Source organism: Flavobacterium sp. GSB-24 (assembly GCF_027924665.1).
In the GTDB taxonomy this organism is placed as follows: Bacteria; Bacteroidota; Bacteroidia; order Flavobacteriales; family Flavobacteriaceae; genus Flavobacterium.
In genome coordinates this window covers 4695056-4721419 of the sequence record NZ_AP027043.1, presented here as the reverse complement: position 1 = coordinate 4721419, position 26364 = coordinate 4695056, and the positions used below count along the sequence as shown (strand labels likewise).

Sequence of the window (26364 nt, the reverse complement as noted above, 5' to 3'; positions counted from 1 at the left end):
TTTTAATCGGTTTAATGTTTAGTTAATAATACCAGTTTTAAATTTTTTAATTTAATTCATAAAACTTACATTTGCTCAAAACAAAATACAATGGCAGGAAACAGCTACGGCACCCTATATAAAGTTACAACATTTGGAGAATCTCATGGTGAAGCTTTAGGCGGCATTATTGACGGATGCCCTCCAGGAATACAACTTGATTTTGAAGCAATTGAATTGGATATGGCTCGAAGAAAACCAGGGCAGTCGGCAATTGTTACACAGCGTAAGGAACCAGATGCAGTTCAGTTCTTATCTGGAATTTTTGAAGGAAAAACTACAGGAACCCCAATTGGGTTTATTATTCCAAATACCAATCAAAAGTCAGATGATTATTCACATATAAAAGATAATTACAGACCAAGCCACGCTGATTATGTTTACGATCAGAAATATGGTTTTCGTGACTATCGCGGCGGCGGACGAAGTTCGGCTAGAGAAACTGCAAGCAGGGTAGTAGCTGGGGCAATTGCAAAACAAATGCTTCCAGAGATTAAGTTTAATGCTTACGTTTCTTCTGTTGGGCCAATTCATTTAGAAACGCCTTATCAAGAATTAGATTTTTCAAAAATAGAAAGTAATCCTGTTCGTTGTCCAGACGAAAAATCTGCAGCGATTATGGAAGAATATATTCGTGATATTCGTAAGCAAGGAGATACCGTTGGAGGTGTTGTAACTTGTGTAATCCAAAATGTTCCAGTTGGTTTAGGAGAACCGGTTTTTGATAAACTTCATGCAGAATTAGGAAAAGCAATGCTTTCTATTAATGCAGTAAAAGGTTTTGAATACGGAAGCGGTTTCCCTGGTTCTGAAATGAAAGGAAGCGAGCACAATGATTTGTACAATCCTAACGGATCTACTAAAACCAATCTTTCTGGCGGAATTCAAGGAGGAATCAGCAACGGAATGGATATTTATTTTAGAGTAGCTTTTAAACCTGTAGCAACTATTATGCAGACTCAGGACTCATTAGATAATAAAGGTAACATTACACCAATGACAGGAAAAGGACGTCATGATCCGTGTGTAGTGCCTCGCGCAGTGCCAATCGTAGAAGCGATGGCCGCAATTGTTTTGGCTGATTTTTATTTAATCAACAAAACATATTAATAAAAGGTAAGACAGTGAGGGTCTTATATTTTAATAATTAAAAAGTAAATTAATGCAAGTTACAGAAACTAAAAAAAAATCATTTCTTTCAGGATTAACAGGGCAAATTATAATTGCGATGATTCTTGGAGCTATTTTGGGAATCATATTACACAATTCAATTTCGCCTGAAGCAGCACAATCTTTTAGTACTAAGATAAAAATGCTGGCAACTATTTTTATTCGTTTGGTGCAAATGATTATTTCCCCTTTGGTTTTCACGACTCTGGTAGTGGGAATTGCAAAATTAGGAGATATTAAAACGGTTGGGAGAATTGGAGGAAAAGCTATAGGATGGTTTTTTACAGCTTCATTTATTTCTTTATTAATTGGATTGTTTTACGTAAATATTCTACAGCCGGGTGTTGGTCTAAAACTAGAGCACGTAGATATGGCAGCTGCTACTGAGGTAACTGGTAAAACACAAAATTTATCTTTCGAAAATTTTGTTGAGCATATTGTGCCAAAAAGTATTGTTGAAGCAATGGCAACAAATGAAATCCTGCAGATTGTAGTTTTTTCTATTTTCTTCGGATTAGCTGCGGCATCTTTAGGAGAAAAGGTAAAACCTATTATTGGAGCCTTTGATAAGTTGTCTCACATTGTTTTAAAAATGGTAAACTATGTAATGAACTTTGCTCCAATTGGAGTTTTTGGTGCTATTGCAGCTGTTTTTGCTATTAGAGATGCTGAAGAATTGGTAATTACTTATTTTAAATTTTTCGGATCGTTCTTAATCGGTATTAGTACATTGTGGGTGCTTTTAATAGCTGTTGGTTATATTTTCTTAAAAGGAAGAATGACAGAATTATTAAGACGTATCACTGGGCCATTAGCAATTGCTTTTGGAACAACTAGCAGCGAGGCTGTATTTCCTAAACTAACAGAAGAATTAGAAGGTTTTGGAGTAAAAGATAAAATTGTTTCTTTTATGCTGCCGCTTGGTTATTCGTTTAATCTTGATGGAAGCATGATGTATATGACTTTTGCCAGTATTTTTATTGCACAGTTTTACAATGTACATTTAGATTTGGGAACTCAAATGGCGATGCTGTTAGTATTAATGCTAACCAGTAAAGGTATTGCAGGTGTTCCAAGAGCAAGTTTAGTTGTTGTTGCGGCAACTTGCGGCATGTTTGATATTCCAATTGAAGGTATTGCATTGATTCTGCCTATTGATCATTTTTGTGATATGTTTAGAAGTGCAACAAATGTACTTGGAAATGCACTGGCAACTTCTGTTGTAGGACAGTGGGAAGAAGGTAAAGAATAAACAATAAACGAATAAGATTTTAACACTAAGAATATTATTTTTTGGCCTTAGTGTCCTAAATAACAAGTCAAAAGCTGTATTTTTTTATGAAATACAGCTTTTTTTTATTTTAAAGTGTATATTTGATAAAACTAGCCGATTAATGCCCCAAATACGGATATTTTTACTTCTATTCTTTGGTCTGAATTGCTTCGCCAATTCGGCAATTTCTCAATCTAATTGTAATAAAGATCCTAAGATCGATAAGCTGGTTAAAAAAGCACTTTTAAATTTTCGGGAATCTAATTTTGAGCAATCACTAAAAATTTCTAGAGCGGCATTAAATTCTGCAACATTACTAAAAGACTATTGCCTCATTTCTCGTTCCTATAATATTATTGCGGCTAACTATAATGAATTATCAGACTTTGATAAAGCGATTTTCTTCTATAAAAAAAGCTTGTATTATGCCAATAAAACAAATAACGACTCTCTAAAATGCAACCTCTATAATAATCTAGGGAACATGTATTGTTTCGAAAAGAAACAATTTGACAAAGGTATTAGTTATTATAAAAAATCTGTAGCTTATGGTTTGAAAATTAATGATTTAAAAGAAGTTTACTTTACAAATGTAAATATTACCTGGGCATACTTTGATATTAAAAATTACGATCAGGGATATCTTTTTTTAAAATACATTAACAGCACAAAAAACAAATATAGCGACGGATCTACAGAAGTTATCGTAGATATGCTTAATGCGATTTATTTAAGTTACAAAAACGATAATAATGCGGCTAATACTTATTTTTTAAGTGCTATTGAAGCAGGAAAAACATGTGAAGAAAAAACAGATTTATCGAATGTTTATTTAGAATATTCAAAGTTTTTAAATAAAATTAAAAGGCACAAAGAGGCTTATGAAGCTTTAGTGAATCACAATAAAATTTCGGAAGTACTATATAACGAAAAGAAACTAAAAAAAGCTTCGATTGCGGGAATGGGGCTTGAGTTAGATGAATATAAAAGACAGATTGATAAAATTGAAAGTGAAAAAGTAGAGCAGTCTCAAAGTCTTAAAAAATCAAGGATCATCGTTATTCTTTTTATCTTGATTTCTTTTATACTTCTGTTTTTAATCATCACTTTAGTTAAGAATATTCGATTTAAGAAAAAACATAATTTAGAGCTTCTAAAAGCGAAAGAAATTGCAGAGGAGGCATCTTTGCTGAAAACACAATTTATTTCGACTATAAGCCACGAATTACGCACTCCGTTGTATGGTGTGGTTGGAATTACTAATATGTTATTAGAAGAACATAAAGAAATTTCTAGAAGCCAGCATCTAAGTTCGCTTAAATTTTCTGCCAGATATTTACTGTCTTTGGTAAATGATATTCTGCAGATTAATAAAATTGAAGAAAATAAAGTAGTACTTGAAAATTTGACATTTAATATTTCAGATGAAATCACAGTTATAAAAAACTCACTTTCTTTTCTTTCCCAAAAAAACAACAATAGAATTTCAATAGACATAGATCCTGAAATTCCAGAATATTTAATTGGAGATAAATTAAGACTGGCTCAAATTTTAATGAATTTAGTGAGTAATGCACTAAAGTTTACTAAAGACGGGCAAGTCGAAATAATAGTAAAACTAAGCAGGGTAGAAGGAAAACTGAATTACCTGCATTTCTTAATTAAGGATAATGGCGTAGGAATTGCCCTTGTGGACCAAAGTAAGATTTTTGAAAAATTTGTTCAAGTTGGGAGAAAGGATGAAGATTATCAAGGAACTGGATTAGGACTTAGTATTGTAAAAAGACTTCTTGGACTCTTTGGAAGTACTATTACTTTGGATAGTGATCTCGGAAAAGGTACTTCATTTTCGTTTGAAATTGGTTTTGAGCACGATTTGGCTAAAACGAAAAGTATTATTGATGAAATTGAAGTTGATCTAACCTCAAATGAAGTTTATAAAATTTTAGTCGTAGAAGATAACTTAATCAATCAATTGGTAACCAAAAAGATTATTGAGAAAAATAATTATATCTGTAAAGTGGTTGATGATGGTTATGCAGCGCTTAAAATTCTTGAAAACGAAGTCTTTGATTTGATTTTAATGGATATTAATATGCCTTTGATGAATGGTTTTGAAACGACAAAAAGAATTCGTCTGGCAGGAATAGAAACTCCAATTGTTGCTTTAACAGCTTTTGACAAAGATGAAATTACCGATGAAGCACTTTCGTCTGGAATGAATGATATTATAATTAAGCCTTTTGAACCTGTCAAATTATTTAAGATAATCAATTACCTTATAAAAGAAAAAAACGCTGTTTAGTACCAGCGTTTTTTGTTTTTCTTAGAAGTATTTGATTTTCTTGATTTATGAGCTCCACCGCTTCTATTAGAAGAATTTTTTGGTTTTTCTCCAGCTTCAGGACTTCCAGACTGCCATTGATAAGGGTGATCTGCGATTGTTTTTACATCAACTTTAATTAATTTCTGAATATCTTTCCAATATGGAAGTTCATCTTTTCCGCAGAAAGAAATTGCAATTCCGCCATTTCCTGCACGACCTGTACGACCGATACGGTGAACATAAGTTTCTGGGATATTCGGTAAATCAAAATTAATCACATACGGCAGTTGCTCAATGTCAATTCCTCTAGCCGCAATATCTGTAGCAACCAAAACACCAACTTCTTTATTCTTAAAAGCGTCTAAAACTCTTTGTCTTGCATTCTGAGATTTGTCTCCGTGAATGGCTTCTGCTGGAATATCTTTTTTACGAAGCGCTTTAACAACATTGTCAGCACCATGTTTTGTTCTTGAAAAAACAAGCACATTTGATAAATTTTCTTCTTTAATTAAACTATACAACAAGTTTCTTTTTTCAGTTTTATCTACAAAATAAATGCGTTGTTCTACATTTTCGGCTGTTGATGAAACAGGAGATACTTCTACTTTTTCTGGATCCTGCAAAAACATTTCTGCCAGTTCGCGAATTGCAATTGGCATTGTAGCAGAGAAAAGTAAAGTTTGTCTGTTCTTTGGTGTAAGTTTTACGATTTTTTTGACATCATTAATAAAACCCATATCCAGCATTTGATCAGCTTCATCGAGCACTAAAGTGTGCAGATGGTCTAAATCTAGAAAACCCTGTTTATGAAGGTCAAGCAAACGTCCTGGAGTCGCAACTAAAATATCGATTCCATTTTTTAAAGCCTCAACTTGAGGGTTTTGAGATACACCTCCAAAAATTGTCAGCTGTGTTAAATTAGTATATTTAGCATAAGTGTCAAAACTCTGGCCAATTTGTACCGCTAATTCACGTGTAGGCGTAACTACAAGAGCACGAATTTGTTTCGCTTTTTTTGATGAACCGACAATTCTATGTAATTGATGTATGATTGGAATAGCAAATGCTGCCGTTTTTCCTGTCCCTGTCTGCGCGCAGCCAATTAAATCACGACCTGCTAAAACTATCGGAATAGATTTTTCCTGAATTGGTGTCGGATTTAAATAGCCTTCTTCAAATACGGCTTTTTGTATACTTTTTGAAAGTGATAAATCTTCGAATAACATATCTTAGGTATTAAGTATTTTAGTTTTAAGTACTAAAATGCCGTGCAAAGATAGTTTTATTCGGTTAATCGTTTGTTTGAATTAGCTTTTATTTGGCAAAACAGCTTCGCGTTAGAATTTTATCTGGTCGCTTAATTAATCTTTTTCGATGTTTGCTTTAATAAAATCGGTTACTAAATATCCAATTAATTTACCAATTAAATTATTATTAGGCGAATTGTCTAAATCTGGTGCTCCTTCGCAGATATGCAGATAAGCAGCGTTTTTATGTTCGGCGAAAAAAGAAACAAACTGTCTCAATTCTTCAACAGAAAAACCGCTAATTGTCATGGCACTGCTTGCAATATTAGGAATTGCATCAAGATCAATTTCAATTCCGAAAGCATCATTTTTAACAAAATCTAAAGCGGCAATCATTTCTCGATTGAAATCTTTTTCTTTTCTAATGTTTACACTGTCATAAGTATTATATCGAACTCGGTCTTCTAGTTTTTTAATTATATCTAAAACACTTTTTGAAGTATAATTTTCGTGAAGTCCAAAAATGAAATATTTTTTTAAAAACCCTTCTTCGTAAGCGTATGAAAATCCGTTGCCGCTGTGACGTCCTTCAAGAATTCTAAAATCAGAATGTGCATCAAAATTTATTGCGTTTATAGGTTTTCCTTTGGCTAAAGCCGCTCCTTTAATATTTCCGTAAGCATTATTGTGGCCCCCACCGATGATAATAGGCGTTTTTCCGGCTTTAATTATGGTAAAAATAATATGAGATACTTCTTTATCAATTTTTTCAACCAGCTGACTTAATTTTGAACGATCATCGATATCATTAAAATCAAGATTTTCGACTTCACGCATTTCGTCAGCAACATTAATCTGTCCTAAAACAATAATGTTACTTCCTTTACAAAACCGATTATGCTGAATGTTGGCAATACTTTTTATCGCGCTCTGCCATGCAGAAGCAGCTCCAGGTCTTCCGTAATTGGCACGTACGCCTATATCTTCAGGAATTCCAAGAAGGACATATTTAGCTTCACTTTCTTTTAAAAAATTGATTTTATCAACTCCAGATGGAATGACAATCATTTTTTCTCCGAACTTTATTTCACCACTTCGATGATTTGTGACTTTTGCTAAATCATTTATAGTGAAAGGGATTAATTTTTCCATGAAAAAAATTTATTTTCCAAAAATAATATAATTGTAGAAACTTACGTTATTACCTTATATTAATTCTTAAATTTGTTATTAAAGAAAATTATTTAAATATGGAAAACCCAAAGAACAACAATTCAAGTCTAAAGGCGATAATCGCAGTTTTAGCAGTCCTACTGATTGGTAGCTTAGTGTATATTTTTAAATTATCATCTGATACAGATGTAGTTAAAACAGAACTTACAACAACTTTGACAGAGAAAGAATCTGTTATGAAAGATTTGCAAGAGCTGAAAGCGACTTATGATGCTGCAATTGCTGAAAACACTTCTATGTCTGACGAATTAATCCAAGAGAGAGATAAAGTAGTTGCTTTAATGGATGATTTAAACAAGTCTAAAGGAGATGTTTCTAAATACAGATCTCAAGTTCAGGCAATGCAGAGTAAAATGAAAACTTTAGTTGCTGAAAATGATGAGTTGAAAAAACAAAATGGTGTTTTAACTACTCAAAGAGATAGTACTATTGTAGTTCTAGGAGAATCTAAGAAATATAACGAAGTATTAGTTGGTCAAAACGAAGAATTGGCTAAAACAGTAGAAAAAGGTGCGAAGTTATCAGTACTAAATACAAAAACTTCAGCTTATAAATTGAAAAGCTCTGGTAAACAAATTGAAACAGACAAAGCAAGTCGTGCTGATGTTTTAAAAGTTAGTTTTACAATTGCTGAAAATCAAATCGCAAAATCTGGAGATAAAACGTATTATGTACAAGTTATCGATGCTAAGAACAATGTTTTAGGTGAAAAGAAAACTGAAAATTTCGGTGACAATTCATTGACTTACAGTTTTAAAACTACTGTGAAATATGAAAATAAAACTGTAAACGTGAGCGAAGATCTTCCAGGAAAAGATTTTGCTAAAGGAACTTACTTTATCAATATTTTTGATAATGACGAATTAGTTTCTAAAACTAGTTTCAGTTTAAGATAATTTCTGCCAAAGGGATATAATACCACTTAGATATTAAAGGTCTGTGATTTTCACAGGCCTTTTTTTATGGGTAAATTTGAATGCTTTTGTCACTGTTCGGAGAACTGTAAGTTTCCCGTAGTTGAAACTACGGGTTATGTTTGGAATGATTTATTTTGTAAAAAGAATAATTGTTTATTCTAGAATTTTTCCTTCAACAAAAACAGATTCTATAAGATTGCTTCCAAAGGCATAAGGAATTTGGTAATAAGAAGAAATGGGTTTTGTTAGAATCAGATTGGCTTTTTTGCCTTTTGTAATACTTCCATGCGTTTCTGAAAGTCCCATGGCATAAGCACCGTTTATTGTTGCAGCATTAATTGCTTCTTCTGGTGTCATTTTCATCTTGATACAAGCCGTTGCAACAACAAAATTCATGTTTCCAGATGGAGTAGAACCAGGATTGAAATCTGTTGCTAAAGCCAAAGGTAAGCCTGCTTTAATCATTTCACGTGCGGGCGTGTACGGAATGCTTAAAAAGTAGGAACAAGACGGCAAGGCTACAGGCATTGTCTCGCTATCTTTTAAAGCTTCAATGTCTTCTGATGTCATAACTTCTAGATGATCTACAGAAAGGGCCTTAAATTTAATACCAGCCTGAATGCCGCCAATAGAATTAAATTGATTGACATGAATTTTTGGTTTTAGACCAAATTGAATTCCTGCCTGCATAATTTTTTCGGTTTCTTCCACAGAAAAGTAACCGCTTTCACAAAATACATCTACATATTCGGCTAATTTATTTTGAGCAATTTCTGGAATCATTTTAGTGATGATTTCTTCAATATATCCAGCTTTATTTTCTTTATAATGCGTTGGAAAAGCATGCGCTCCTAAAAATGTAGCTTTAATTGAAATTGGATAATTTTCAGCCAGTTTTTTAATAACACGAAGCATTTTCAATTCTCCTTCAATAGTTAGCCCATATCCAGATTTTATTTCAACAGCACCAGTTCCTAAATGCATAACTTCTTCCAGGCGAAGTTTTGACTGTTTGTAGATTTCTTCTTCAGAAGTTTCGTTGAGTTTTTTAGCCGAATTTAAAATACCGCCTCCGCGATTTGCTATTTCTTCATACGAAAGTCCGTTAATACGGTCCACAAATTCTTGTTCGCGATTTCCTGCGTAGACAATATGCGTGTGACTGTCGCACCAAGAAGGAAGAACAACTTTGCCCATAGCATCAATAATTTTATCAGCTTTAATTTCAGGAAGATCTTTCATTAAACCAAAATCAGCAATTAGATTGTCTTTTAAAACTAGAAAAGCATTTTTAATTGTTGGAAGTTGAGCCATTTCAGAACCTGAAACCTTATCAATTGAAGTTTCTCGAACTTGTAGTAATTCTTGTATGTTGGTAATTAAAGTAACCATTAATATGAGTTTGTTATATTTAGATAAGTCTATAAAAGCACAAATTTCACAAATTATCACGAACTAATCCGTGAAATCTGTGAAATTCATGTTTAGATTTTGAAATTAAAATTTTGAAATTTTATTTCAAAATTATTCTGAAACTGTTATTTCAAAAATTTTGTCCCAGTATTTTCCAGTAACAAAAATAGTTTTCGTAGCAGGATTATAGGCAATTCCATTAAGGACTTCTGCATTTTTAGCTTTAATAGATTTGCGCAGATCTGAAAGATTTAATATTCCTTCAACAGCTCCAGAAGTCGGATTTACAACAGCAATCGCATCTTTCTGCCAAACATTTACATAGAATTTTCCGTTGATTAGTTCTAACTCATTAATAGCTTTAATTTTTGCAGATCCAGAGTAAACGTTTATGTAGTCAATCAACTTTTGAGTAGCTGGATCCATTTTCCAGATTTTTTCTGTTCCGTCAGAATGATAAATGTATTTATCATCATGTGTCATTCCCCAGCCTTCGATATCTTTATCGTATTTAAAGGTTTTTTCTAGCTTAAAAGTATTGGCATCATAAATAAAACCAGTTTTTTCCTGCCATGATAGTTGGTAGATTTTACCATTGAAAAAAGTGATTCCTTCTCCAAAATATTCTTTAGGAAGATCCACTTGTTTAATCACTTTTCCTGTTTTATAGTCTACTTCTCTAAAATAAGAATCTTCTTTTTGTCCTGTACTTTCAAAAAGTCTTCCGTCATGAAATTCTAAACCTTCTGTAAATGCTGTAGTATCATGGGGAAAAGTATTTACTACTTTGTATTTTAATAGTTTTGGTTCAATATCAGAAATCACTTCAATTCTTTTAGTAGCATCTGAAGAATCGCCGCCAAAATAGGCAGTAGCTTTTAAGTATTGATAACCTAGTTTTTGTTCTTTTAAATCAAATTTAAATTTCTCAGCACCTTTTGTGCTTCCTACTCTTTTATCATTTACAAAGTAAGCAATACTGTCAATTTCTTTCGAATTTGGGTTTAAAATTCCAATTGAAACTGATTCTTTTTGCGTAAAATGAGCCGGAAAAGCAGAATCGTCGATAGTAAACAAAGAATTTTCACCTTTTTTTGTGTCTCCACATCCAATTAATGTGATTCCTAATAAAATGAAAGTTAGGAAGTTATATTTTTTCATAGTTTAAAATTTGAATAAGCCAATATACAACGATATTTTTATAGCAACAAAGGTCTTGCAAAAATATAAAAAGGTTGTATATTTGCACCGGCAAGTCCTACACGACCAGCTCCTGCAGACTCCCCCAGGATGGGAACATAGCAAGGGTACGTGGTTGAGCGGTGCGATGTAGGTCGCTTGCCATTTTTTTTTAGAATAAATTTAATTTGTAATCTTCCTTATCAGGAGGATTTTTTTATTTTTGGGACTTCGTAAAGTTAAAAGTTATTAGTTAGAGGTTGAAATTTTACCTCAATGAACCAACTCATAACTTATAACTCAAAACTCATAATTTTTCAAAATGAATAAAGTCGTTTTAATTACTGGAGGATCATCAGGGATTGGAAAATCTATTGGTGAATTTTTACATCAAAAAGGTTTTGTTGTGTATGGAACCAGCAGAAATCCTGAGAAAGTTTTAAATTCAGTTTTCCCTTTGGTGGCTTTAGATGTACGAAATTCTGATTCTATTCAGAAAGCAGTTTCTAAAATTATTGAAACTTCTGGTAGATTAGATATTGTTATAAATAATGCTGGAGTTGGAATTACAGGGCCTTTAGAAGAAATTCCGACTGAGGAAATCCGAAATAATTTTGAGACTAATTTTTTTGGACCAATTGAAGTAATGAAAGCTGCTTTACCGCAAATGCGTAAACAAAATTCTGGACTTATTATAAATATTACTTCTATTGCAGGTTATATGGGACTTCCTTACAGAAGTGTTTATTCGGCATCAAAAGGGGCTTTAGAATTGATTACTGAAGCTTTAAGAATGGAAGTTAAATCTTTTGGAATTGAAATTACCAATGTTGCGCCTGGAGATTTTGCTACAAATATTGCTGCTGGCCGTTATCATGCGCCAGTTATTAAAGATTCTGCTTACGAAAAAGTTTACGGAGAGGTTTTGGCAACGATGAATGATCATGTTGACGCAGGAAGTAATCCGAATGAAATGGCTGAGGCAGTTTACAAAATTATTCAGACCAAAAAGCCAAACGTGCATTATAAAGTTGGTGCTTTTATGCAGAAGTTTTCGATCGTTTTAAAACGTGCTCTTCCAGATAAGATATACGAAAAAATGTTAATGAATCATTATAAATTGTAATACTATGGATAAGATTTCAGAGTTTTTGCCTACTATTTTTGCTGTTTTAATTTTTCTGTTTATTTGGTTTGTAATTCGCAGGATCTTAAGTGCTTTAAGTGATAAGATTAATAATTCTGAAATTCAGAAAGAAGAGACACTTGCGGTTCTTCAAGAAATTAGAGATGAATTGAAAGAATTAAACAGAAAAAATTCTTCGGGGAGTTTATAGTGATTACGTTTTAGCCGAATTTGAAACATTAAGCCAGATTTTTAAAATTAAGTAAAATTATTGTTTGCAATTTATTTTGTGAATTTTAATGAAATTTGCAAATTGATTTGGTTTTTGAAATTGTTATTGGTATTGATTTCGTAATTTTGCAGCTGAATTTGCGTGAGGGATAGAAGCTGATCCGCAGAGTCGGAGTGGATAATCCAGCCAGATTAAAAAAAGGTACTTAGTAATCGTTCTGCTGAGTGCGCCTTTTATAAATGTGGTCACGCCCAGTTAATCAACACAATTTAAATAATATAAATTATGAAATTTTTTATTGACACAGCTAATTTAGCTCAAATTAAAGAAGCACAAGCTTTAGGTGTTTTGGATGGTGTAACAACTAACCCATCTTTGATGGCAAAAGAAGGAATTACCGGAAAAAACAACATTTTAAAGCATTATGTTGATATTTGCAATCTTGTAGAAGGTGATGTAAGTGCTGAAGTTAATGCCCTTGATTTTGACGGAATGGTTAAAGAAGGTGAGGAGCTGGCTGAATTACATGACCAAATCGTTGTAAAACTTCCTATGACTAAAGAAGGTGTTATGGCGGCAAAATATTTTTCTGATAAAGGAATTAAAACAAACGTTACTCTTGTTTTCTCTGTAGGACAAGCACTTTTAGCTGCTAAGGCTGGTGCTACGTATGTTTCTCCTTTTGTTGGACGTTTAGATGATATTTCTACTGATGGATTGAATTTAATTCAGGAAATTAGAGAAGTTTATGATAACTACGGTTACGAGACTCAAATTTTAGCAGCTTCTGTACGTCATACAATGCATATTGTAAATTGTGCAAAAATTGGCGCTGATGTTATGACTGGACCTCTTTCTGCAATTTACGGATTGTTGAAACATCCTTTAACTGATATCGGTTTAGCGCAGTTCGTAGCTGACTTTGAGAAGGGAAATAAATAATTCTCAAATACTTATAAAATTAAAATCGTCTTTTTTCTAACGAGAAGAGACGATTTTTTTTACTTTTATATGAACCTTAAATAGTTGAATATGAAAGCTATATTGATATTGTTGTCTTTTTTTGCAGCTAGCTTTTCAGTAAATGCTCAGGCAAAAGTTATTACTTCTGTAAACGATGCAGGCGACGTCGCAACTTACGAGTTGGATTCTTCTGTGAAATTTCAAACCCTCGCTAAAGGTCTACGTTACAATATTACGCGGCACGAATTTAGAGGTCCTGAAATGAAGAACAGTTATAGACTGCTTTTGGTTATGGATGGTTTTTATGCGAAAACGTTAAATAAAGAAATGACTATTTCTGCAGTTCTGAGTGATGGATCTGTCATTGAAGCCAGAAAGATTATTGAGGATGATGGCTTTTTTGATGGTGCATGCACATTGAAAATAAAAGACCCTAATGCTCTTTTAAAGGCAGATATCAACAAAGTTATAGTTCATGCTGATAAAGATGTTATTTATTCTTTAACGGCAGAAAACAAAGCGGTTTTTAAAAAGAATCTTAGCAATATTATTAATGCAAAGTGAAATTAAGGTTCTAAGATGCTAAGGTTCTAAGGTTATTAATGTCGATTACTATTGGTTAAAATAAAAATTCCAAATCCCAATTACTATAAATTGGAATTTGGAATTTAAAAAATTGGATTTTTTATACAGTTTAGTGACCTCCGCCACCGCCTTCAACGTGGTTGATACCTTGTCTTTTTAATATTTTTGGGCAGTAATAGCCATAAAATCCTAAGTAAGCAAAACCTAAAAGCGGTACGATATAAGAGAAATGTGTCCAAGTGATTCCGAAGATTCCTCCTGAGTGAGAAATGTCAAAGTCGCAAATACTTCCTTGAATTAATGGAATTACACCACCTCCAAGAATCATCATGATTAAGAAAGAAGATGCTTTTCCTGTGTTTTTTCCTAAACCTGCAATTGCTAAATCGAAGATTGAAGGCCACATAATAGATAAGAATAATCCTCCTGAAATGAAGAAGAATTTAGCTATTTCTGGGTTTGGCCATACTAATCCTAAGATCATCATTAATAAACCTGAGATTCCGAAAAGCATTAAAGTTTTTCCTGCGTTTTTACCTCCTACAAAACTTACTGCAATGAATAATAAGATCCAGATTGGGTAGATGTAGAATGAAGAAACATCATGCGCAGCAAAGATATTTGCTCCAATAATAACCCCAAATGCTAAAGCTGGAACGATAAATTTCAATGCTGTGTTTACAAGATTTGAAGTGTTGAAAACGTTAACTCCACCATTCCAACGGCCAATCATTAAACTTCCCCAGTATAGGGCAATGAATGGAGCAATGGCATCTTCTAGAACGTTTCCGAATTCTGCAGTATGAAGTAAAGCTGGTAAATTACTAATGATAGTAACCTCAGTTCCAACATAAATGAAGATTCCTAACATTCCTAAATATAGTTGTGGATAATCTAGTATATTGAATTTTTCGTGTGCTGTTTTAACTACTTCAACTTCTTCTTTTTCAGGATCTTCTATTTTAGAGAAGTTCATAAAAATGGCTACAACAATAAATGCTAGTCCAAGAATGATGAAAGGTAATTTGATATCTTCTAATGAAAGTGAAGTGTTTTTATTATCTCCCATTCCAAATAAAGCGATTCCTAAAAGGATAGCTCCAATTGTTGTTCCGAATGAGTTAATACCTCCAGCTAATGTTAAACGGTGCGCTCCAGTTGCAGGGCTTCCCATTTTAATTGCTAGCGGGTTAGCTACAATTTGTTGTATTGAGAATCCTAGACCAACAGTAAATAAAGCTGTTAAAAAGAATGGGAAACTTTCCATTGTTGCAGCTGGAATGAATAAAAATGATCCTACTGCTGAAAGGAGTAAACCAGCTGAAAGGGTTTTTTTATATCCGAATTTTTGTAAAACGTCCATTTTCAAGGATACTAAAAAGAAAATAATAGATCCTACGAAGTATGCAGCATAAAATGCCCAAGCAACTAATTGTGATTGTACTTGAGATAAAGTGAATACTTTTTTGAATACTGGAATCAGGATGTCATTGGCAGAACCAACAAAACCCCAAAAGAAGAACACGATTATCAAAGAGATAAACTGCCCCCATTTGGTTTGCACATTTTCTGAACTCATAATAATAAGGTTAATTTTTTATTTTATTGTTTTTTGAAGACCGTAAATATATTTGTTAGGATTATCAAAAAAAAATAAAAAGGTATAAATAATGTTAAATTTATACCAACGACACTCTTTTTTCAACAAAGTGTTAATTTTAACCTATTTAGAAAATGTAATTCATAAATATATTTACTCTAAAATTTTATTTTTGACCTCTTTACTGTAATTTCTGCCTATTGGAATGTTGTAAGATTGTATTTGAACACGGTTTCCCTCTATCGATTTTACCTTGTTTAGCGCAATTACATAAGATTTATGTATTCTGAGAAAACGATCTGCGGGCAATTCTTCAGACAAGGATGTAAGAGATTTATGTGTAATATAGGTTTTATCAGGTGTAACCACTTTTATATATTCCTTCATTCCTTCCACAAATAAAATTTCTTCAATATTAATTTTCATCATTTTTTTATCGACTTTGATAAAAATATGAGAATCACCTTTTGTGGTTTCAACCTTAATATTGTTTTTAAGATTGTATTCGGTAGTAATTTTATTGATGCATTTAATAAATCTCGGAAGCGGAATAGGTTTTACTAAATAATCTAAAACATCTAAATCATAACTTTCGGCGGCGAATTCTCTAAAAGCAGTTGTAATGATAACTTTGGTTTTACTTTCAATCAGGCTGATAAGTTCAAACCCTGTCATCATAGGCATGTTGATATCTAAAAAGACGGCATCAACAGCTGTACTGTTAATAAAATCGAGCGCCTCTAAAGAGTTATTGAATGTTGCTATAACTTCAAAATCTGTAAAATTGGTGAAATAATTTTGCAGGACTTTGATCGCTAAAGGCTCATCATCAATTAACACGCATTTAATCTTCATTCTGAGTAGGTATTTGTAATCTGATTATGTAGAAATTTAGTTTGGTTTTATGTTTAAGACTAAAATTGTTTCTGTAAATGAGTTTTAATCTCTTTTTTGTGTTTACTAAACCAATTCCTCTTTTCGGATTATGATTTTGTGAAATTACAAAATTATTTAAGATTTCAAAATCGAGCATTTTGTTGTCGATCACTTTACAATTGATTTTAATCTTCAAATTTTTGTTGTTTACGCCTCCATGTTTAAAAGCATTTTCTACTAGTGAAATAAAGATTAGCGGTGGTACAACAACATCTTCGATATTCGATTCGAGATTTATGGTTACTTCAACATTTTCAAAACGAAGTTTTTCGATTTCAATATAATTCTGAATATAATCGATCTCTTTTATTAACGGAACAAATTTAGTTCCTTTTACATCGTAGAGAACATATTCCATTAAGTTCGAAAGTTTGATAATTACATCAGGAACTTTTTTTGAAGATTCTAGTGAAAGTGCATATAAATTATTTAAAGTATTAAAGAAAAAATGCGGTTGAATCTGGTTTTCAAGATATTTTAATTTTATTTTAAATTGATTTTCCCGTAAAGATCTGTTTCTTTCTCTTTCTCTTAGCCAGGTTAAAGTAAGATAAACAGAAGATGCCATTGCAAGAACATACAATTCACCAATACAAACTGCTACAATGTGATTAATTTCAAACGGATGGTATTCTCTGTTTGCTTCAGGCCAAATATTTTCGGAAATGATATAATAGGTAAGGGCGGTTTTTAATAAATAGATTCCAAAAAGACTCACTAAAAGCCATGCAGTATATTGAATGTATTTTTGTTTAAGAACATATTTTGGAACCAAAACAAATAAATTCAAATATACTAAAGGGATAACCAATGAGAATTCAATCAAATTTGATTTGAAAGCGTACGGATAATCATTAAAGTAAGCTCCCCATCTTAAAAAGTTTAATATAAAATAGACTCCCCAAAACCAAATATGATTTTGCAGTTTAATATCAAATTTAACTTTTCTAATTTCTTTCAATTGGTTTTAAGTTATTTGTGTTTTTAGTTTTTCTTAACAATACTGAAATATTGTGCAACTTTAAACAATTAACTGCAAAGCGACAATTTTTTTGAATAAAATTTCGAAAAAAAACGATATTGGTGTTTTATTTTTTAATTAGAACGTTTTCGTAAAGCGTATTATTGAATGATTTATGTCGTTGGTTTAAATTTTGTTGTCGTTGGTTTAATTTATTTTTTTTAACAATGTCTTAAGAATAATTTTACCTCATAACTAACAAAATAAAATAAACATGAAAAAAATTTTCTTAATCTTTATGATTGTTTTTACGGCGCAAGTTTCGCTTGCACAAGTAAAAAGTGTCAAGGGTGTGATTACAGATTCTGACGGTATGCCATTACCAGGGGCTTCTGTTGCTGTACAAGGAGGTCAAAAGGGAACAACCACCGATTTTGACGGATTGTACACGATTGAAGTTCAAAAAGGTCAGAGCTTAGTTTTTACTTATGTAGGGCTGGAAACTCAGACAATTGTTGTAGGAGACGCTGCGACAATTAATGTGAAGTTGGTTCAAGGAGCTTCAAATGCATTAAACGAGGTTGTTGTAACTTCTTTAGGTATTAAAAAGACAAGAAAATCTTTAGCATATGCAGCTCAAGAGTTGAAAGGCGAAGAATTAACTCGTGTTAAAGATGCCAATCTAATTAATACTGTAGCTGGTAAAATTGCTGGTGTTGCAGTAACTAAAAGTTCTTCTGGAGCTGGAGGTTCAACAAAAGTTGTAATTCGTGGTAATTCTTCATTTGTAAATAACCAGCCATTATATGTAATAGATGGTATTCCATTGGTTAGTTCTGGAGCGGCACAGCCAAATGGTACATTTGGTGATTTAGCAGGAGGTAACCGTGACGGTGGAGATATTGTCTCATTAATTAATCCTGACGATTATGAAGGAATGACAGTTCTAAAAGGAGCTGCTGCATCTGTATTGTATGGTTCTCAAGGAGCTAATGGTGTAATTTTACTTTCTTCTAAAAAAGGAAAAGTTGGAAGTGAAACTTTTAATGTAAATTCAGTTACTACATTTGATTCTGCAGCATACTTACCTAAATTTCAATCAGATTATACTTCAGACCCTGGGGATTCAAGATCTTGGGGAGCTAAACAAAAAGTTGAAGGTGATATAAAAGATTTCTTTGAAACGGGAGTTACACAAATTACTTCTATGGCTTTTTCCAAAGCCTCTGAAGGTTCTGCTACAAGTTTAACTTATGCTAATACTGATGCTTCAGGAATTGTTCCAGGAAATCATTTGAAGAAGAACAATTTTGGTATTCGTCAATCAGGTAAATTTTTCGATGATAGATTAAATGTTGCTGTTACAGGTAATTATGTTAATCAAACTATTGATAACAGACCTGTTAACGGATTATACTTTAATCCAATCAGTGGTGTTTATTCACATCCAAGAGCTTTCAGTCTTAATGATTTGAAAAACTATGAAGTTTATGATCCATCGAAAAACTGGATGGCTCAAAATTATCCAGGCTTTGAAACTGCACAAATTAATGAAAGCAATGAAAACCCATATTGGCAGATTAATAAACAAAAATCTGTTGATTATAACAATTTCTTTAACGGGGCTATTGCTTTAGATTATAAAATCAATGATTGGTTGCATTTGACTTCTAGATATAGTTATAATAGAAATGAAAGTAATTTCCAAAAACGCATGTTTGCAACTTCTGCTTCATCATTAGTACATCCTAAAGGAAGATATATTAATTCTACATTAATTACAACTCAAAACTATGCTGATTTATTGGCTTTAGTAAATACCAAATTATCTGATAATTTTTCTTTAAATGCGACCCTTGGTACAAGTATCAATAATGGTAAAAGTGCTGGTGTAGTTCTTGACTCCGGAATTGGTGGAGGATTAGCAAACGCAAATATATTCACGTTAGGAAACTTCGTAAATAATAATGGAAACGTTCAAACTGCTTATCAAAGAGAAGTTCAGTCATTATTCGCTGCTGCAACATTTGGTTATAAAGATTACTTGTTCTTAGACGTAGCAGGAAGAAATGACTGGTCATCAACTTTAGTAAATACAAATGATGCAAGTTATTTTTACCCATCTGTTGGTGCGACAGCTATCTTAAGTGAAATGGCTACAATGCCAGAATTCATTAACTATGGAAAAGTTCGTGCAACATATGCTCAAGTAGGTAATGATATTGCTGCTTTTATCACTAATCCGACATATTCAATCGTAGCAGGAACACCTATTAATCCACCAGCTGGACCAAGACCTGGTACTACATTAAAACCAGAATTGAAATCAGAAGTTGAGGTTGGTACAGAATGGAGAATGTTTAATAATAGATTTGGTTTTGAATTATCATATTACAATTCAGAAACGAAAAATCAATATATGTTAGTTCCTGCAGAATCTACAAACGAGAATGGATACACTAATTATGCTATAAATGCAGGAAGCATTTCAAACAAAGGATTTGAGGTAGTATTATTTGCTGACATCATTAGAGGAGAGAAATTTAATTGGGAATCAAGAATCAACTATTCTCAAAATAAGAGTAAAGTAAACGATATCCCTGCTCAAAATGCAGAAGGAAGAATTGTTTTAACTGATCCAGGTTCTAATAGTTACAGATATTCACTAGTTGAAGGAAGACCATTTGGAGTAATCGAAGGATATAACTTTAAAAAAGATGCTCAAGGAAGAATCTTAGTTAATGATGATAATACAATTCAAAGAACTGACTGGGAAGAACTTGGTAACGCAAATCCTGATTTTATGTTAGGATGGTCTAATACTTTTAAGATCGGAGCGTTTACAGCAAACATTTTAATAGATGGACGTTTTGGAGGAGAAGTTTTAAGTTTAACTCAAGCTATAAATGATCAAAATGGAGTTTCTAAAGCTTCTGGAGATGCGAGAAACGCTGGAGGAGTTAAAATTAATGGAGTTAGAGCTAGTGACGGAACTACGCCTGTAATTACAATGGATGCAAAAGAATATTACAATACAGTTGGAGGAAGAAATGGAGTAAGTGGAGAATATATTTATGACGCTACAAATGTAAACGTAAGAGAGGTTTCTATTGGTTATACTTTTAACAAATCTAAAATTCCATTTGTTCAATCTGCATCAATCTCGTTGATTGCAAGAAACTTATTCTTTATTTACAAAAAAGCTCCTTTTGATCCAAATGTGGCGCTTAGTACAGGAGAAGGATTACAAGGTGTTGATGTTTTTGGAATGCCATCAACAAGAAACATCGGTCTTAATTTAAACATAACATTCTAATCTTACTATCATGACACTAAATAAATTTAAAAAAACAGCAATTTGCTTCTCTTTACTAGCAGCTGTAGGTTGTACAGATAATTTTGAGGAGATTAATACAAATCCCACTGGGGCTACAACAGAGCAATTAGATCAAGATTATAATAGTATAAAAAGCTTGTTTAAACCTGCTTTTAACAGAATGTATATTTGTGATGTAACTTGGCAATATCAATTGCAGCAAAGTTTGCAGGCAGATGGTTGGTCTGGTTATATGACTACACCAGTTCCTTTTGGAGCATTTAATAATCATGATTATGCTCTAAATGTTGGATGGAACAGTTATGCTTGGGACGATGCTTATGTAAACATTATTGCATATTTATACAAAGTAGAGCAAAGATCTAAAGGTAAATTTGATCAGTTTTATGCATGGTCTTTAATATTTAAAGCGGCTACAATGCAGAGAATTACGGATATGTATGGACCTGCAGTTTACTCTAAATTTGGAAGTGAAGTAGCGACATACGATTCTCAGCAGGAAATTTACACTCAGATGTTTAAAGATCTGGATTTCGCAGTTGCGGAATTGTCTAAAAGAATTGCGGCTAATGAAAAAACATCGTTTGATGAAACAGATTTATCTACTTACGAAGGAAGCTATGAGAAATGGGTAAAATATGCGAATTCTCTTCGTTTAAGAATGGCAATGCGTATCTCAAAAGTAGATCCTGCACTAGCAAAAACAGAAGCAGAAAAAGCAGTAAATAATCCTATTGGTGTTTTCACAACGGTTGCAGATCTTATGAAAGTTAAGTCTCCAGTAGATTTAAATGTGATCGATGTAATGAGCCACGCTTGGGCTGGTTTATTTATGGGAGCGGATATGGAGTCTATTTTAGGCGGGTATGAAGATCCTCGTATGGCTAAATATTGGGAGACTTCTGAAGTTACTCCAGGAGAATACAAAGGAGTTAGAACAGGTATTGTTTATCCAACAGGAACGACTTATGGTAAATTTTCTAAAACTGCCTCAAGAACTAAAACAGGAGAAATTACATGGATGTCAACATCTGAAGTTTATTTCTTAAGAGCTGAAGGTGCTTTAAGAGGTTGGAACATGGGAGGAACTGCTAAAGATTTATATGAAGCTGGTATAAAAGCATCTTTTGACCAAAATGGTGTTGAAGGAGCAGCTGCTTATATTGCAGACAATACTAAAAAACCTAAAGATTATGTTGATCCGCTTAATGCAGCCAACAACGCAGCAGCTGTTTCTAAAGTTACTGTCGCGTGGGGAGCAACTAATGAGGAAAATCTTGAGAAAATTATTACTCAAAAATGGATTGCGACTTATCCTGATGGTCAGGAAGCCTGGTCAGAATTCAGAAGAACTGGTTATCCAAAATTGTTTAGAATTACCAATAATAAAAGTGGTGGTTTAATAAGCACTGAATTAGGAGTTCGTAGATTAGGTTTTTCACAATCAGAAATTAACAATAATAAAGAAGGTATCGAATCTGGTTTAAGTAAACTTGGCGGTCCAGATAATGGAGCTACAAGACTTTGGTGGGATGTTGATAAAGCAAACTTCTAAAAAAAACAAAGATATTGAGTTTGGTTAGTAGTATGGTATAGGCGGCGAAAGTTGTCTATACCATTCTTAAAACCAAAATGGTAATTACTACAAAAAAAGAAAAGAAATGAAAAGTGCTTTAGAAATAAAACCTGATATCAGTTACAAAAGCGCGGGAAAATTTGAGGAAACTCGATTTGAGAAAATTCATAACGAAATTTTCAAAGGCTCAATAGAAGCTTCTGTAATTGTGGCACAGGAAATTGCGCAGCTAATTAGATCTAAACAAGAAAAAAATAAATCTTGTGTTTTAGGTCTTGCTACAGGTTCTTCGCCTATTAAAGTTTATGAGGAACTAGTGAGAATGCACAGAGAAGAAGGACTAAGTTTTAGCAATGTAATTACTTTTAATTTGGATGAATATTATCCGATGACTAAAGAGAATAATCAGAGCTATCACTATTTCATGCATCAGCATCTTTTTAATCATATTGATATCAAACCCGAGAATATTAATATTCCAGACGGTACAGTAGGAATTGACGAAATCAATCAATATTGTATCGATTATGAAATGAATATTAAAAATGCAGGCGGTCTTGATTTCCAACTATTAGGAATTGGACGTACAGGGCATGTTGGTTTTAATGAGCCGGGTTCGCATATCAATTCTGGAACCCGAATTATTACACTGGATCATATCACGAGAGTAGATGCTTCATCAGCTTTTAATGGTATTGATAATGTACCAAAACGTGCCATTACAATGGGAGTTTCAACCATTATGAGATCAAAACGTATTGTTTTGATGGCATGGGGACAGAACAAAGCCGATATCATTAAGAGAACTATTCAAGGAGATATCAGCTCAGAGGTTCCAGCAACATTTTTACAAAATCATCCAAACGCAACTTTCGTTTTAGATCAGTCTGCAGCTTCAGAATTAACCCGTTTCAAGACGCCTTGGTTAGTTGGAGAATGCCTTTGGACACCTGAATTAAAAAGTAAAGCAATTGTTTGGTTGTGTCAAAAAACAAAACAATCTATTTTAAAATTGACTGACCGTGATTACAACAATAACGGAATGTCTGATCTTTTGGCACAGGAAGGTTCTGCTTATGATATGAACATTAATATGTTTAATATTTTGCAGCACACTATTACTGGATGGCCTGGAGGAAAACCAAACACAGATGATTCGCATCGTCCCGAAAGAGCAAATCCTGCAAAAAAGAGAATAATTCTCTTTAGCCCGCACCCCGATGATGATGTTATTTCTATGGGAGGAACATTTTCAAAATTAATCAAGCAAGGTCACGATGTTCATGTGGTTTACCAAACTTCAGGAAATATTGCCGTTACAGATGACGAAGCATTAAAATTTGCAGAAGTTGCCAGTGATTTTATTGGTAAAGGTGAATCTGATATCAATTTTAAAGAAGTAATTAAATTTCTAAACAATAAATCAGAAAATCAAATTGATTCTCTTGAAGTTAGAAAATTAAAAGGACTTATTCGAAGAAGAGAATCTTATGCTGCAACAAGATATATTGGGTTGAAAGATGAGAATACACACTTTTTAGATCTTCCTTTTTATGAAACTGGACAGGTTAAGAAAAATCCATTAGGTCCAGAAGATATTGCCATTGTAAAAGATATTATTGCTAAAATAAAACCACATCAAGTTTTCGCTGCTGGAGATCTTGCAGATCCACACGGAACTCATGAGGTGTGCTTAAATGCGATATTCGCTGCATTAAAAGAACTTAAACATGAGCCTTACATGGACGATTGTTGGCTATGGCTTTACAGAGGAGCTTGGCACGAATGGGATATTCATGAAATTGACATGGCTGTTCCTTTAAGCCCTTCTGAAGTTTTATTAAAACGTCATGCGATTTTATACCATCAGTCTCAAAAAGACAGGGTTATGTTTCAAGGAAATGATTCTAGGGAATTCTGGGTTAGAGCAGAAGATCGAAACAAAAATACAGCCATATTATATGATGAATTAGGTTTGGCTGAATATGAGGCAATAGAAGCTTTTAAACGTTTTGATTACTAAAATTTTTTCCGATTCATTTAAAAATGAATCAAATAACAAAATTCAGATTGGTCTCATCGCAAAAGTGAGGTAATGCAGAAATCTCTCTGAGTTTTGTTTTTTTAATAAATTTAGGATACTTAAAAACTATCCAAACCAAAAAAAAGAAAAATGAAATATCTATTTGTACTATTATTTGCAGGTATATCTGCAGGTGCTCAAATTCAGAAAGAGCAGCTCAATCTTATGCCTTGGCCTCAGAACTTTGTTATTAATGAAGGTAATTTTAATTTAACTAAAAATTTTAAAGTAAACATTACTGGTAATCCAAATCCAAGAATTTTTGGTGGAGTAACTCGTTTTTTGCGCCGTTTAGATGGTAGAACAGGTATATTTTTTGAACAAGGTTTTATTTCCAAATTAAATGAAGTTCCGAATGCAGAATTGCAGATCAATTGTACAAAAAATGGTAAAATTGGTTTATATGAAGATGAAAGTTATCATTTAGATATTGCTTCGAATAAAATTATTTTAAATGCTTCGAGTGATTTAGGAGCTTTGCATGGACTTGAGACATTATTGCAAATACTTCAAAATAATTCGACCTCATTTTATTTTCCAGCTTCAAAAATTTCAGATTTTCCAAGATTTACATGGAGAGGCTTAATGATTGATGCTTCAAGACATTTTCAGCCAATTGATGTTATCAAAAGAAATATTGATGCTTTGGCAGCTATGAAAATGAATGTTTTTCATTGGCATTTGGTTGATGATCAAGGCTGGAGAATCGAAATGAAAAAACACCCAAAGTTTACCGAATTAGCTTCGGATGGACTTTATTACACACAAGAGGAAATTAAAAATATCGTAAAATACGCAGATGAGCGTGGTATTTTAATAGTTCCAGAAATAGATGTCCCAGGTCACGGATCAGCAATTTTAACAGCTTATCCAGAAATAGGAAGTAAAGTAATTACTTTGACAGGAGGAACATCCGAAAAAAATATTCAAGGTACAGCAATCGCTACCTATGGAATTGAAAGAAATGCTGGTATTTTTTCGCCTACGTTAGATCCTTCAAATCCTAAAACATATCAACTTCTAAGTGAAGTTTTTGATGAGGTTTGTCCGTTATTTCCTGGAGCTTATTTCCACATTGGAGGAGATGAAAACGAAGGAAAAGATTGGGATGCAAACCCTAAAATTCAAGAATTTAAAAAGAAACACAACTTAAAAACCAATCACGAGTTACAAACTTATTTCACGATGCAGCTGGCTCCAATGTTAAAGAAACACGGAAAACAGTTAATGGGATGGGAAGAAATTTTAACCAAAGATTTATCTAAAGAAGCTATTGTACATTCATGGAGAGGTCCAAACGAAGGAATGGCGGCCGGCCAGTCTTTGGTAGACGCGGTAAAAAAAGGTTATAAAACAGTTTTATCAAATGGGTATTATATCGATTTGATGTATCCAATTGCTAGTCATTATTTAAATGATCCGATGCCAAAAGGAGCGAATTTAACCGCAGAAGAAAAGGCTAGAATCCTTGGCGGAGAAGCAACAATGTGGACAGAATTAGTAACCTCTACAACAATAGACTCTAGACTTTGGCCAAGAACAGCTGCAATTGCAGAAAGACTTTGGTCCGCAGAAGATGTTGCCGATGTAGAGAATATGCGTAAACGTTTAGAATCGGTTTCTTTCAGATTGGAAGAATTAGGGCTTACACATATTCGAAATAAAGATGTGATTTTAAGAAATATTGCCAATAATCAAGATATTAAAGCGCTTGAAGAATTTTCAAATGTTACTGAACCACTAAAAGGATATACACGTAACAAAGGCGGAACGGAATATCAAATGTATTCTCCATTTACCTTATTTGCAGATGCATGCGGACCAGATGCCAAAGATGCTTTAGGATTTAACGCGGCTGTAAATCAATATTTAGCAAATAAATCGGCAGATAATAAAGCTAAAGTAGCAGCCTATTTCACAAAATGGATTGCAGTACATCAAGAGTTAACAAAACTAAGTGCAAATGCTCCATTGATACAGCCATTACTGCCTTTGTCAAAAAAATTAAATGATGCGTCACAAGAATTATTATTGGTTTTAGATAATAAATCGACATTAAAGACAGCAGATTTAAAAGGTTTAATAGAACAATGCAACACAAAAGATCATGCAGATGTAGAATTATCTGTTTATGAGAGTTTGAAGAAATTAATTTAAAGTTGGATTTG

General features: G+C 33.0%; 19 protein-coding genes and 1 other RNA gene. 13 read left to right on the top strand and 7 right to left on the bottom strand.

What is annotated here, in order from left to right:
- The first annotated feature begins 90 nt into the window (after window positions 1–90).
- The 3 genes from aroC to QMG60_RS19830 all read left to right on the top strand — a co-directional run bounded on the left by aroC (window position 91) and on the right by QMG60_RS19830 (window position 4787).
- Window positions 91–1149 carry a chorismate synthase gene (aroC, locus tag QMG60_RS19840; RefSeq protein WP_281866163.1) on the top strand — a complete coding sequence of 353 codons (1059 nt, stop codon included), beginning with the start codon at window positions 91–93 and terminating at the stop codon, window positions 1147–1149.
- Window positions 1150–1201: 52 nt separating this feature from the next.
- The gene (locus QMG60_RS19835; RefSeq protein ID WP_134140134.1) at window positions 1202–2461 is read left to right on the top strand and encodes a dicarboxylate/amino acid:cation symporter; all 1260 of its coding nucleotides are present in this window, start codon (window positions 1202–1204) and stop codon (window positions 2459–2461) included.
- Window positions 2462–2603: 142 nt separating this feature from the next.
- Window positions 2604–4787 (top strand): response regulator, encoded by a 2184-nt coding sequence (locus QMG60_RS19830; RefSeq protein WP_057116484.1) that lies wholly within the window; start codon window positions 2604–2606, stop codon window positions 4785–4787.
- Here the strand turns inward: QMG60_RS19830 and QMG60_RS19825 are convergent.
- Window positions 4784–6034 (bottom strand): DEAD/DEAH box helicase, encoded by a 1251-nt coding sequence (locus tag QMG60_RS19825; RefSeq protein ID WP_057116483.1) that lies wholly within the window; start codon window positions 6032–6034, stop codon window positions 4784–4786. The genes QMG60_RS19830 and QMG60_RS19825 overlap by 4 nt on opposite strands.
- 135 nt (window positions 6035–6169) lie before the next feature.
- Window positions 6170–7207, bottom strand: a complete 1038-nt coding sequence (locus QMG60_RS19820) for a formimidoylglutamase (RefSeq protein WP_281866162.1) — start codon at window positions 7205–7207, stop codon at window positions 6170–6172.
- A gap of 98 nt (window positions 7208–7305) precedes the next feature.
- Between QMG60_RS19820 and QMG60_RS19815 the strand changes: the two genes are divergently transcribed.
- Window positions 7306–8184, top strand: coding sequence for a hypothetical protein (locus QMG60_RS19815; protein WP_057116481.1), 879 nt, complete (start codon window positions 7306–7308; stop codon window positions 8182–8184).
- A gap of 174 nt (window positions 8185–8358) precedes the next feature.
- Here the strand turns inward: QMG60_RS19815 and hutI are convergent, their stop codons facing one another.
- Both hutI and QMG60_RS19805 read right to left on the bottom strand, forming a co-directional pair.
- Window positions 8359–9597, bottom strand: a complete 1239-nt coding sequence (hutI, locus tag QMG60_RS19810) for an imidazolonepropionase (RefSeq protein ID WP_281866161.1) — start codon at window positions 9595–9597, stop codon at window positions 8359–8361.
- Window positions 9598–9729: 132 nt separating this feature from the next.
- Window positions 9730–10779, bottom strand: coding sequence for a glutaminyl-peptide cyclotransferase (locus QMG60_RS19805; RefSeq protein ID WP_134140137.1), 1050 nt, complete (start codon window positions 10777–10779; stop codon window positions 9730–9732).
- 88 nt (window positions 10780–10867) lie between these two features.
- On the opposite strand from QMG60_RS19805, the gene ffs reads away from it, so the two are divergent.
- The 5 genes from ffs to QMG60_RS19780 all read left to right on the top strand — a co-directional run bounded on the left by ffs (window position 10868) and on the right by QMG60_RS19780 (window position 13682).
- An RNA gene (gene ffs / locus QMG60_RS19800) (signal recognition particle sRNA small type) lies at window positions 10868–10965 on the top strand.
- A 154-nt stretch (window positions 10966–11119) separates the two neighbouring features.
- Window positions 11120–11923, top strand: coding sequence for an SDR family oxidoreductase (locus QMG60_RS19795; protein ID WP_281866160.1), 804 nt, complete (start codon window positions 11120–11122; stop codon window positions 11921–11923).
- Between the two features lie 4 nt (window positions 11924–11927).
- Window positions 11928–12134 carry a hypothetical protein gene (locus QMG60_RS19790; RefSeq protein ID WP_281866159.1) on the top strand — a complete coding sequence of 69 codons (207 nt, stop codon included), beginning with the start codon at window positions 11928–11930 and terminating at the stop codon, window positions 12132–12134.
- 306 nt (window positions 12135–12440) lie between these two features.
- Window positions 12441–13097, top strand: coding sequence for a fructose-6-phosphate aldolase (gene fsa / locus QMG60_RS19785; protein WP_057116476.1), 657 nt, complete (start codon window positions 12441–12443; stop codon window positions 13095–13097).
- Between the two features lie 90 nt (window positions 13098–13187).
- A complete protein-coding gene (locus QMG60_RS19780) occupies window positions 13188–13682 on the top strand; it encodes a hypothetical protein (protein WP_281866158.1) in 495 nt (164 codons plus the stop codon).
- Between the two features lie 130 nt (window positions 13683–13812).
- Here QMG60_RS19780 and QMG60_RS19775 read toward each other — a convergent pair whose 3' ends face one another.
- The 3 genes from QMG60_RS19775 to QMG60_RS19765 all read right to left on the bottom strand — a co-directional run bounded on the left by QMG60_RS19775 (window position 13813) and on the right by QMG60_RS19765 (window position 17200).
- Window positions 13813–15282, bottom strand: coding sequence for an MFS transporter (locus QMG60_RS19775; protein WP_281866157.1), 1470 nt, complete (start codon window positions 15280–15282; stop codon window positions 13813–13815).
- A 174-nt stretch (window positions 15283–15456) separates the two neighbouring features.
- Window positions 15457–16158, bottom strand: coding sequence for a LytTR family DNA-binding domain-containing protein (locus QMG60_RS19770; protein ID WP_057116473.1), 702 nt, complete (start codon window positions 16156–16158; stop codon window positions 15457–15459).
- The gene (locus QMG60_RS19765) at window positions 16148–17200 is read right to left on the bottom strand and encodes a histidine kinase (RefSeq protein WP_281866156.1); all 1053 of its coding nucleotides are present in this window, start codon (window positions 17198–17200) and stop codon (window positions 16148–16150) included. The genes QMG60_RS19770 and QMG60_RS19765 overlap by 11 nt, the downstream gene beginning before the upstream one ends.
- Before the next feature lie 274 nt (window positions 17201–17474).
- Between QMG60_RS19765 and QMG60_RS19760 the strand changes: the two genes are divergently transcribed.
- From QMG60_RS19760 to QMG60_RS19745, 4 genes are all read left to right on the top strand, one after another.
- On the top strand, window positions 17475–20516 hold the full coding sequence (locus tag QMG60_RS19760; protein WP_281866155.1) for a SusC/RagA family TonB-linked outer membrane protein: 3042 nt from the start codon (window positions 17475–17477) through the stop codon (window positions 20514–20516).
- A gap of 10 nt (window positions 20517–20526) precedes the next feature.
- Entirely contained in the window at window positions 20527–22092 is a 1566-nt protein-coding gene (locus QMG60_RS19755; RefSeq protein WP_057116470.1) for a RagB/SusD family nutrient uptake outer membrane protein, read from the top strand.
- 106 nt (window positions 22093–22198) lie between these two features.
- Entirely contained in the window at window positions 22199–24136 is a 1938-nt protein-coding gene (nagB, locus tag QMG60_RS19750; protein WP_057116469.1) for a glucosamine-6-phosphate deaminase, read from the top strand.
- A gap of 150 nt (window positions 24137–24286) precedes the next feature.
- On the top strand, window positions 24287–26353 hold the full coding sequence (locus tag QMG60_RS19745; protein ID WP_281866154.1) for a family 20 glycosylhydrolase: 2067 nt from the start codon (window positions 24287–24289) through the stop codon (window positions 26351–26353).
- The last annotated feature ends 11 nt before the right edge of the window (window positions 26354–26364 follow it).

Bases quoted from the DNA above. Each gene is read 5' to 3' on its own strand.
- aroC (WP_281866163.1), top strand. From the start codon at position 91: ATGGCAGGAAACAGCTACGGCACCCTATATAAAGTTACAACATTTGGA.
- QMG60_RS19835 (WP_134140134.1), top strand. From the start codon at position 1,202: ATGCAAGTTACAGAAACTAAAAAAAAATCATTTCTTTCAGGATTAACA.
- QMG60_RS19830 (WP_057116484.1), top strand. From the start codon at position 2,604: ATGCCCCAAATACGGATATTTTTACTTCTATTCTTTGGTCTGAATTGC.
- QMG60_RS19825 (WP_057116483.1), bottom strand. From the start codon at position 6,034: ATGTTATTCGAAGATTTATCACTTTCAAAAAGTATACAAAAAGCCGTA.
- QMG60_RS19820 (WP_281866162.1), bottom strand. From the start codon at position 7,207: ATGGAAAAATTAATCCCTTTCACTATAAATGATTTAGCAAAAGTCACA.
- QMG60_RS19815 (WP_057116481.1), top strand. From the start codon at position 7,306: ATGGAAAACCCAAAGAACAACAATTCAAGTCTAAAGGCGATAATCGCA.
- hutI (WP_281866161.1), bottom strand. From the start codon at position 9,597: ATGGTTACTTTAATTACCAACATACAAGAATTACTACAAGTTCGAGAA.
- QMG60_RS19805 (WP_134140137.1), bottom strand. From the start codon at position 10,779: ATGAAAAAATATAACTTCCTAACTTTCATTTTATTAGGAATCACATTA.
- QMG60_RS19795 (WP_281866160.1), top strand. From the start codon at position 11,120: ATGAATAAAGTCGTTTTAATTACTGGAGGATCATCAGGGATTGGAAAA.
- QMG60_RS19790 (WP_281866159.1), top strand. From the start codon at position 11,928: ATGGATAAGATTTCAGAGTTTTTGCCTACTATTTTTGCTGTTTTAATT.
- fsa (WP_057116476.1), top strand. From the start codon at position 12,441: ATGAAATTTTTTATTGACACAGCTAATTTAGCTCAAATTAAAGAAGCA.
- QMG60_RS19780 (WP_281866158.1), top strand. From the start codon at position 13,188: ATGAAAGCTATATTGATATTGTTGTCTTTTTTTGCAGCTAGCTTTTCA.
- QMG60_RS19775 (WP_281866157.1), bottom strand. From the start codon at position 15,282: ATGAGTTCAGAAAATGTGCAAACCAAATGGGGGCAGTTTATCTCTTTG.
- QMG60_RS19770 (WP_057116473.1), bottom strand. From the start codon at position 16,158: ATGAAGATTAAATGCGTGTTAATTGATGATGAGCCTTTAGCGATCAAA.
- QMG60_RS19760 (WP_281866155.1), top strand. From the start codon at position 17,475: ATGAAAAAAATTTTCTTAATCTTTATGATTGTTTTTACGGCGCAAGTT.
- QMG60_RS19755 (WP_057116470.1), top strand. From the start codon at position 20,527: ATGACACTAAATAAATTTAAAAAAACAGCAATTTGCTTCTCTTTACTA.
- nagB (WP_057116469.1), top strand. From the start codon at position 22,199: ATGAAAAGTGCTTTAGAAATAAAACCTGATATCAGTTACAAAAGCGCG.
- QMG60_RS19745 (WP_281866154.1), top strand. From the start codon at position 24,287: ATGAAATATCTATTTGTACTATTATTTGCAGGTATATCTGCAGGTGCT.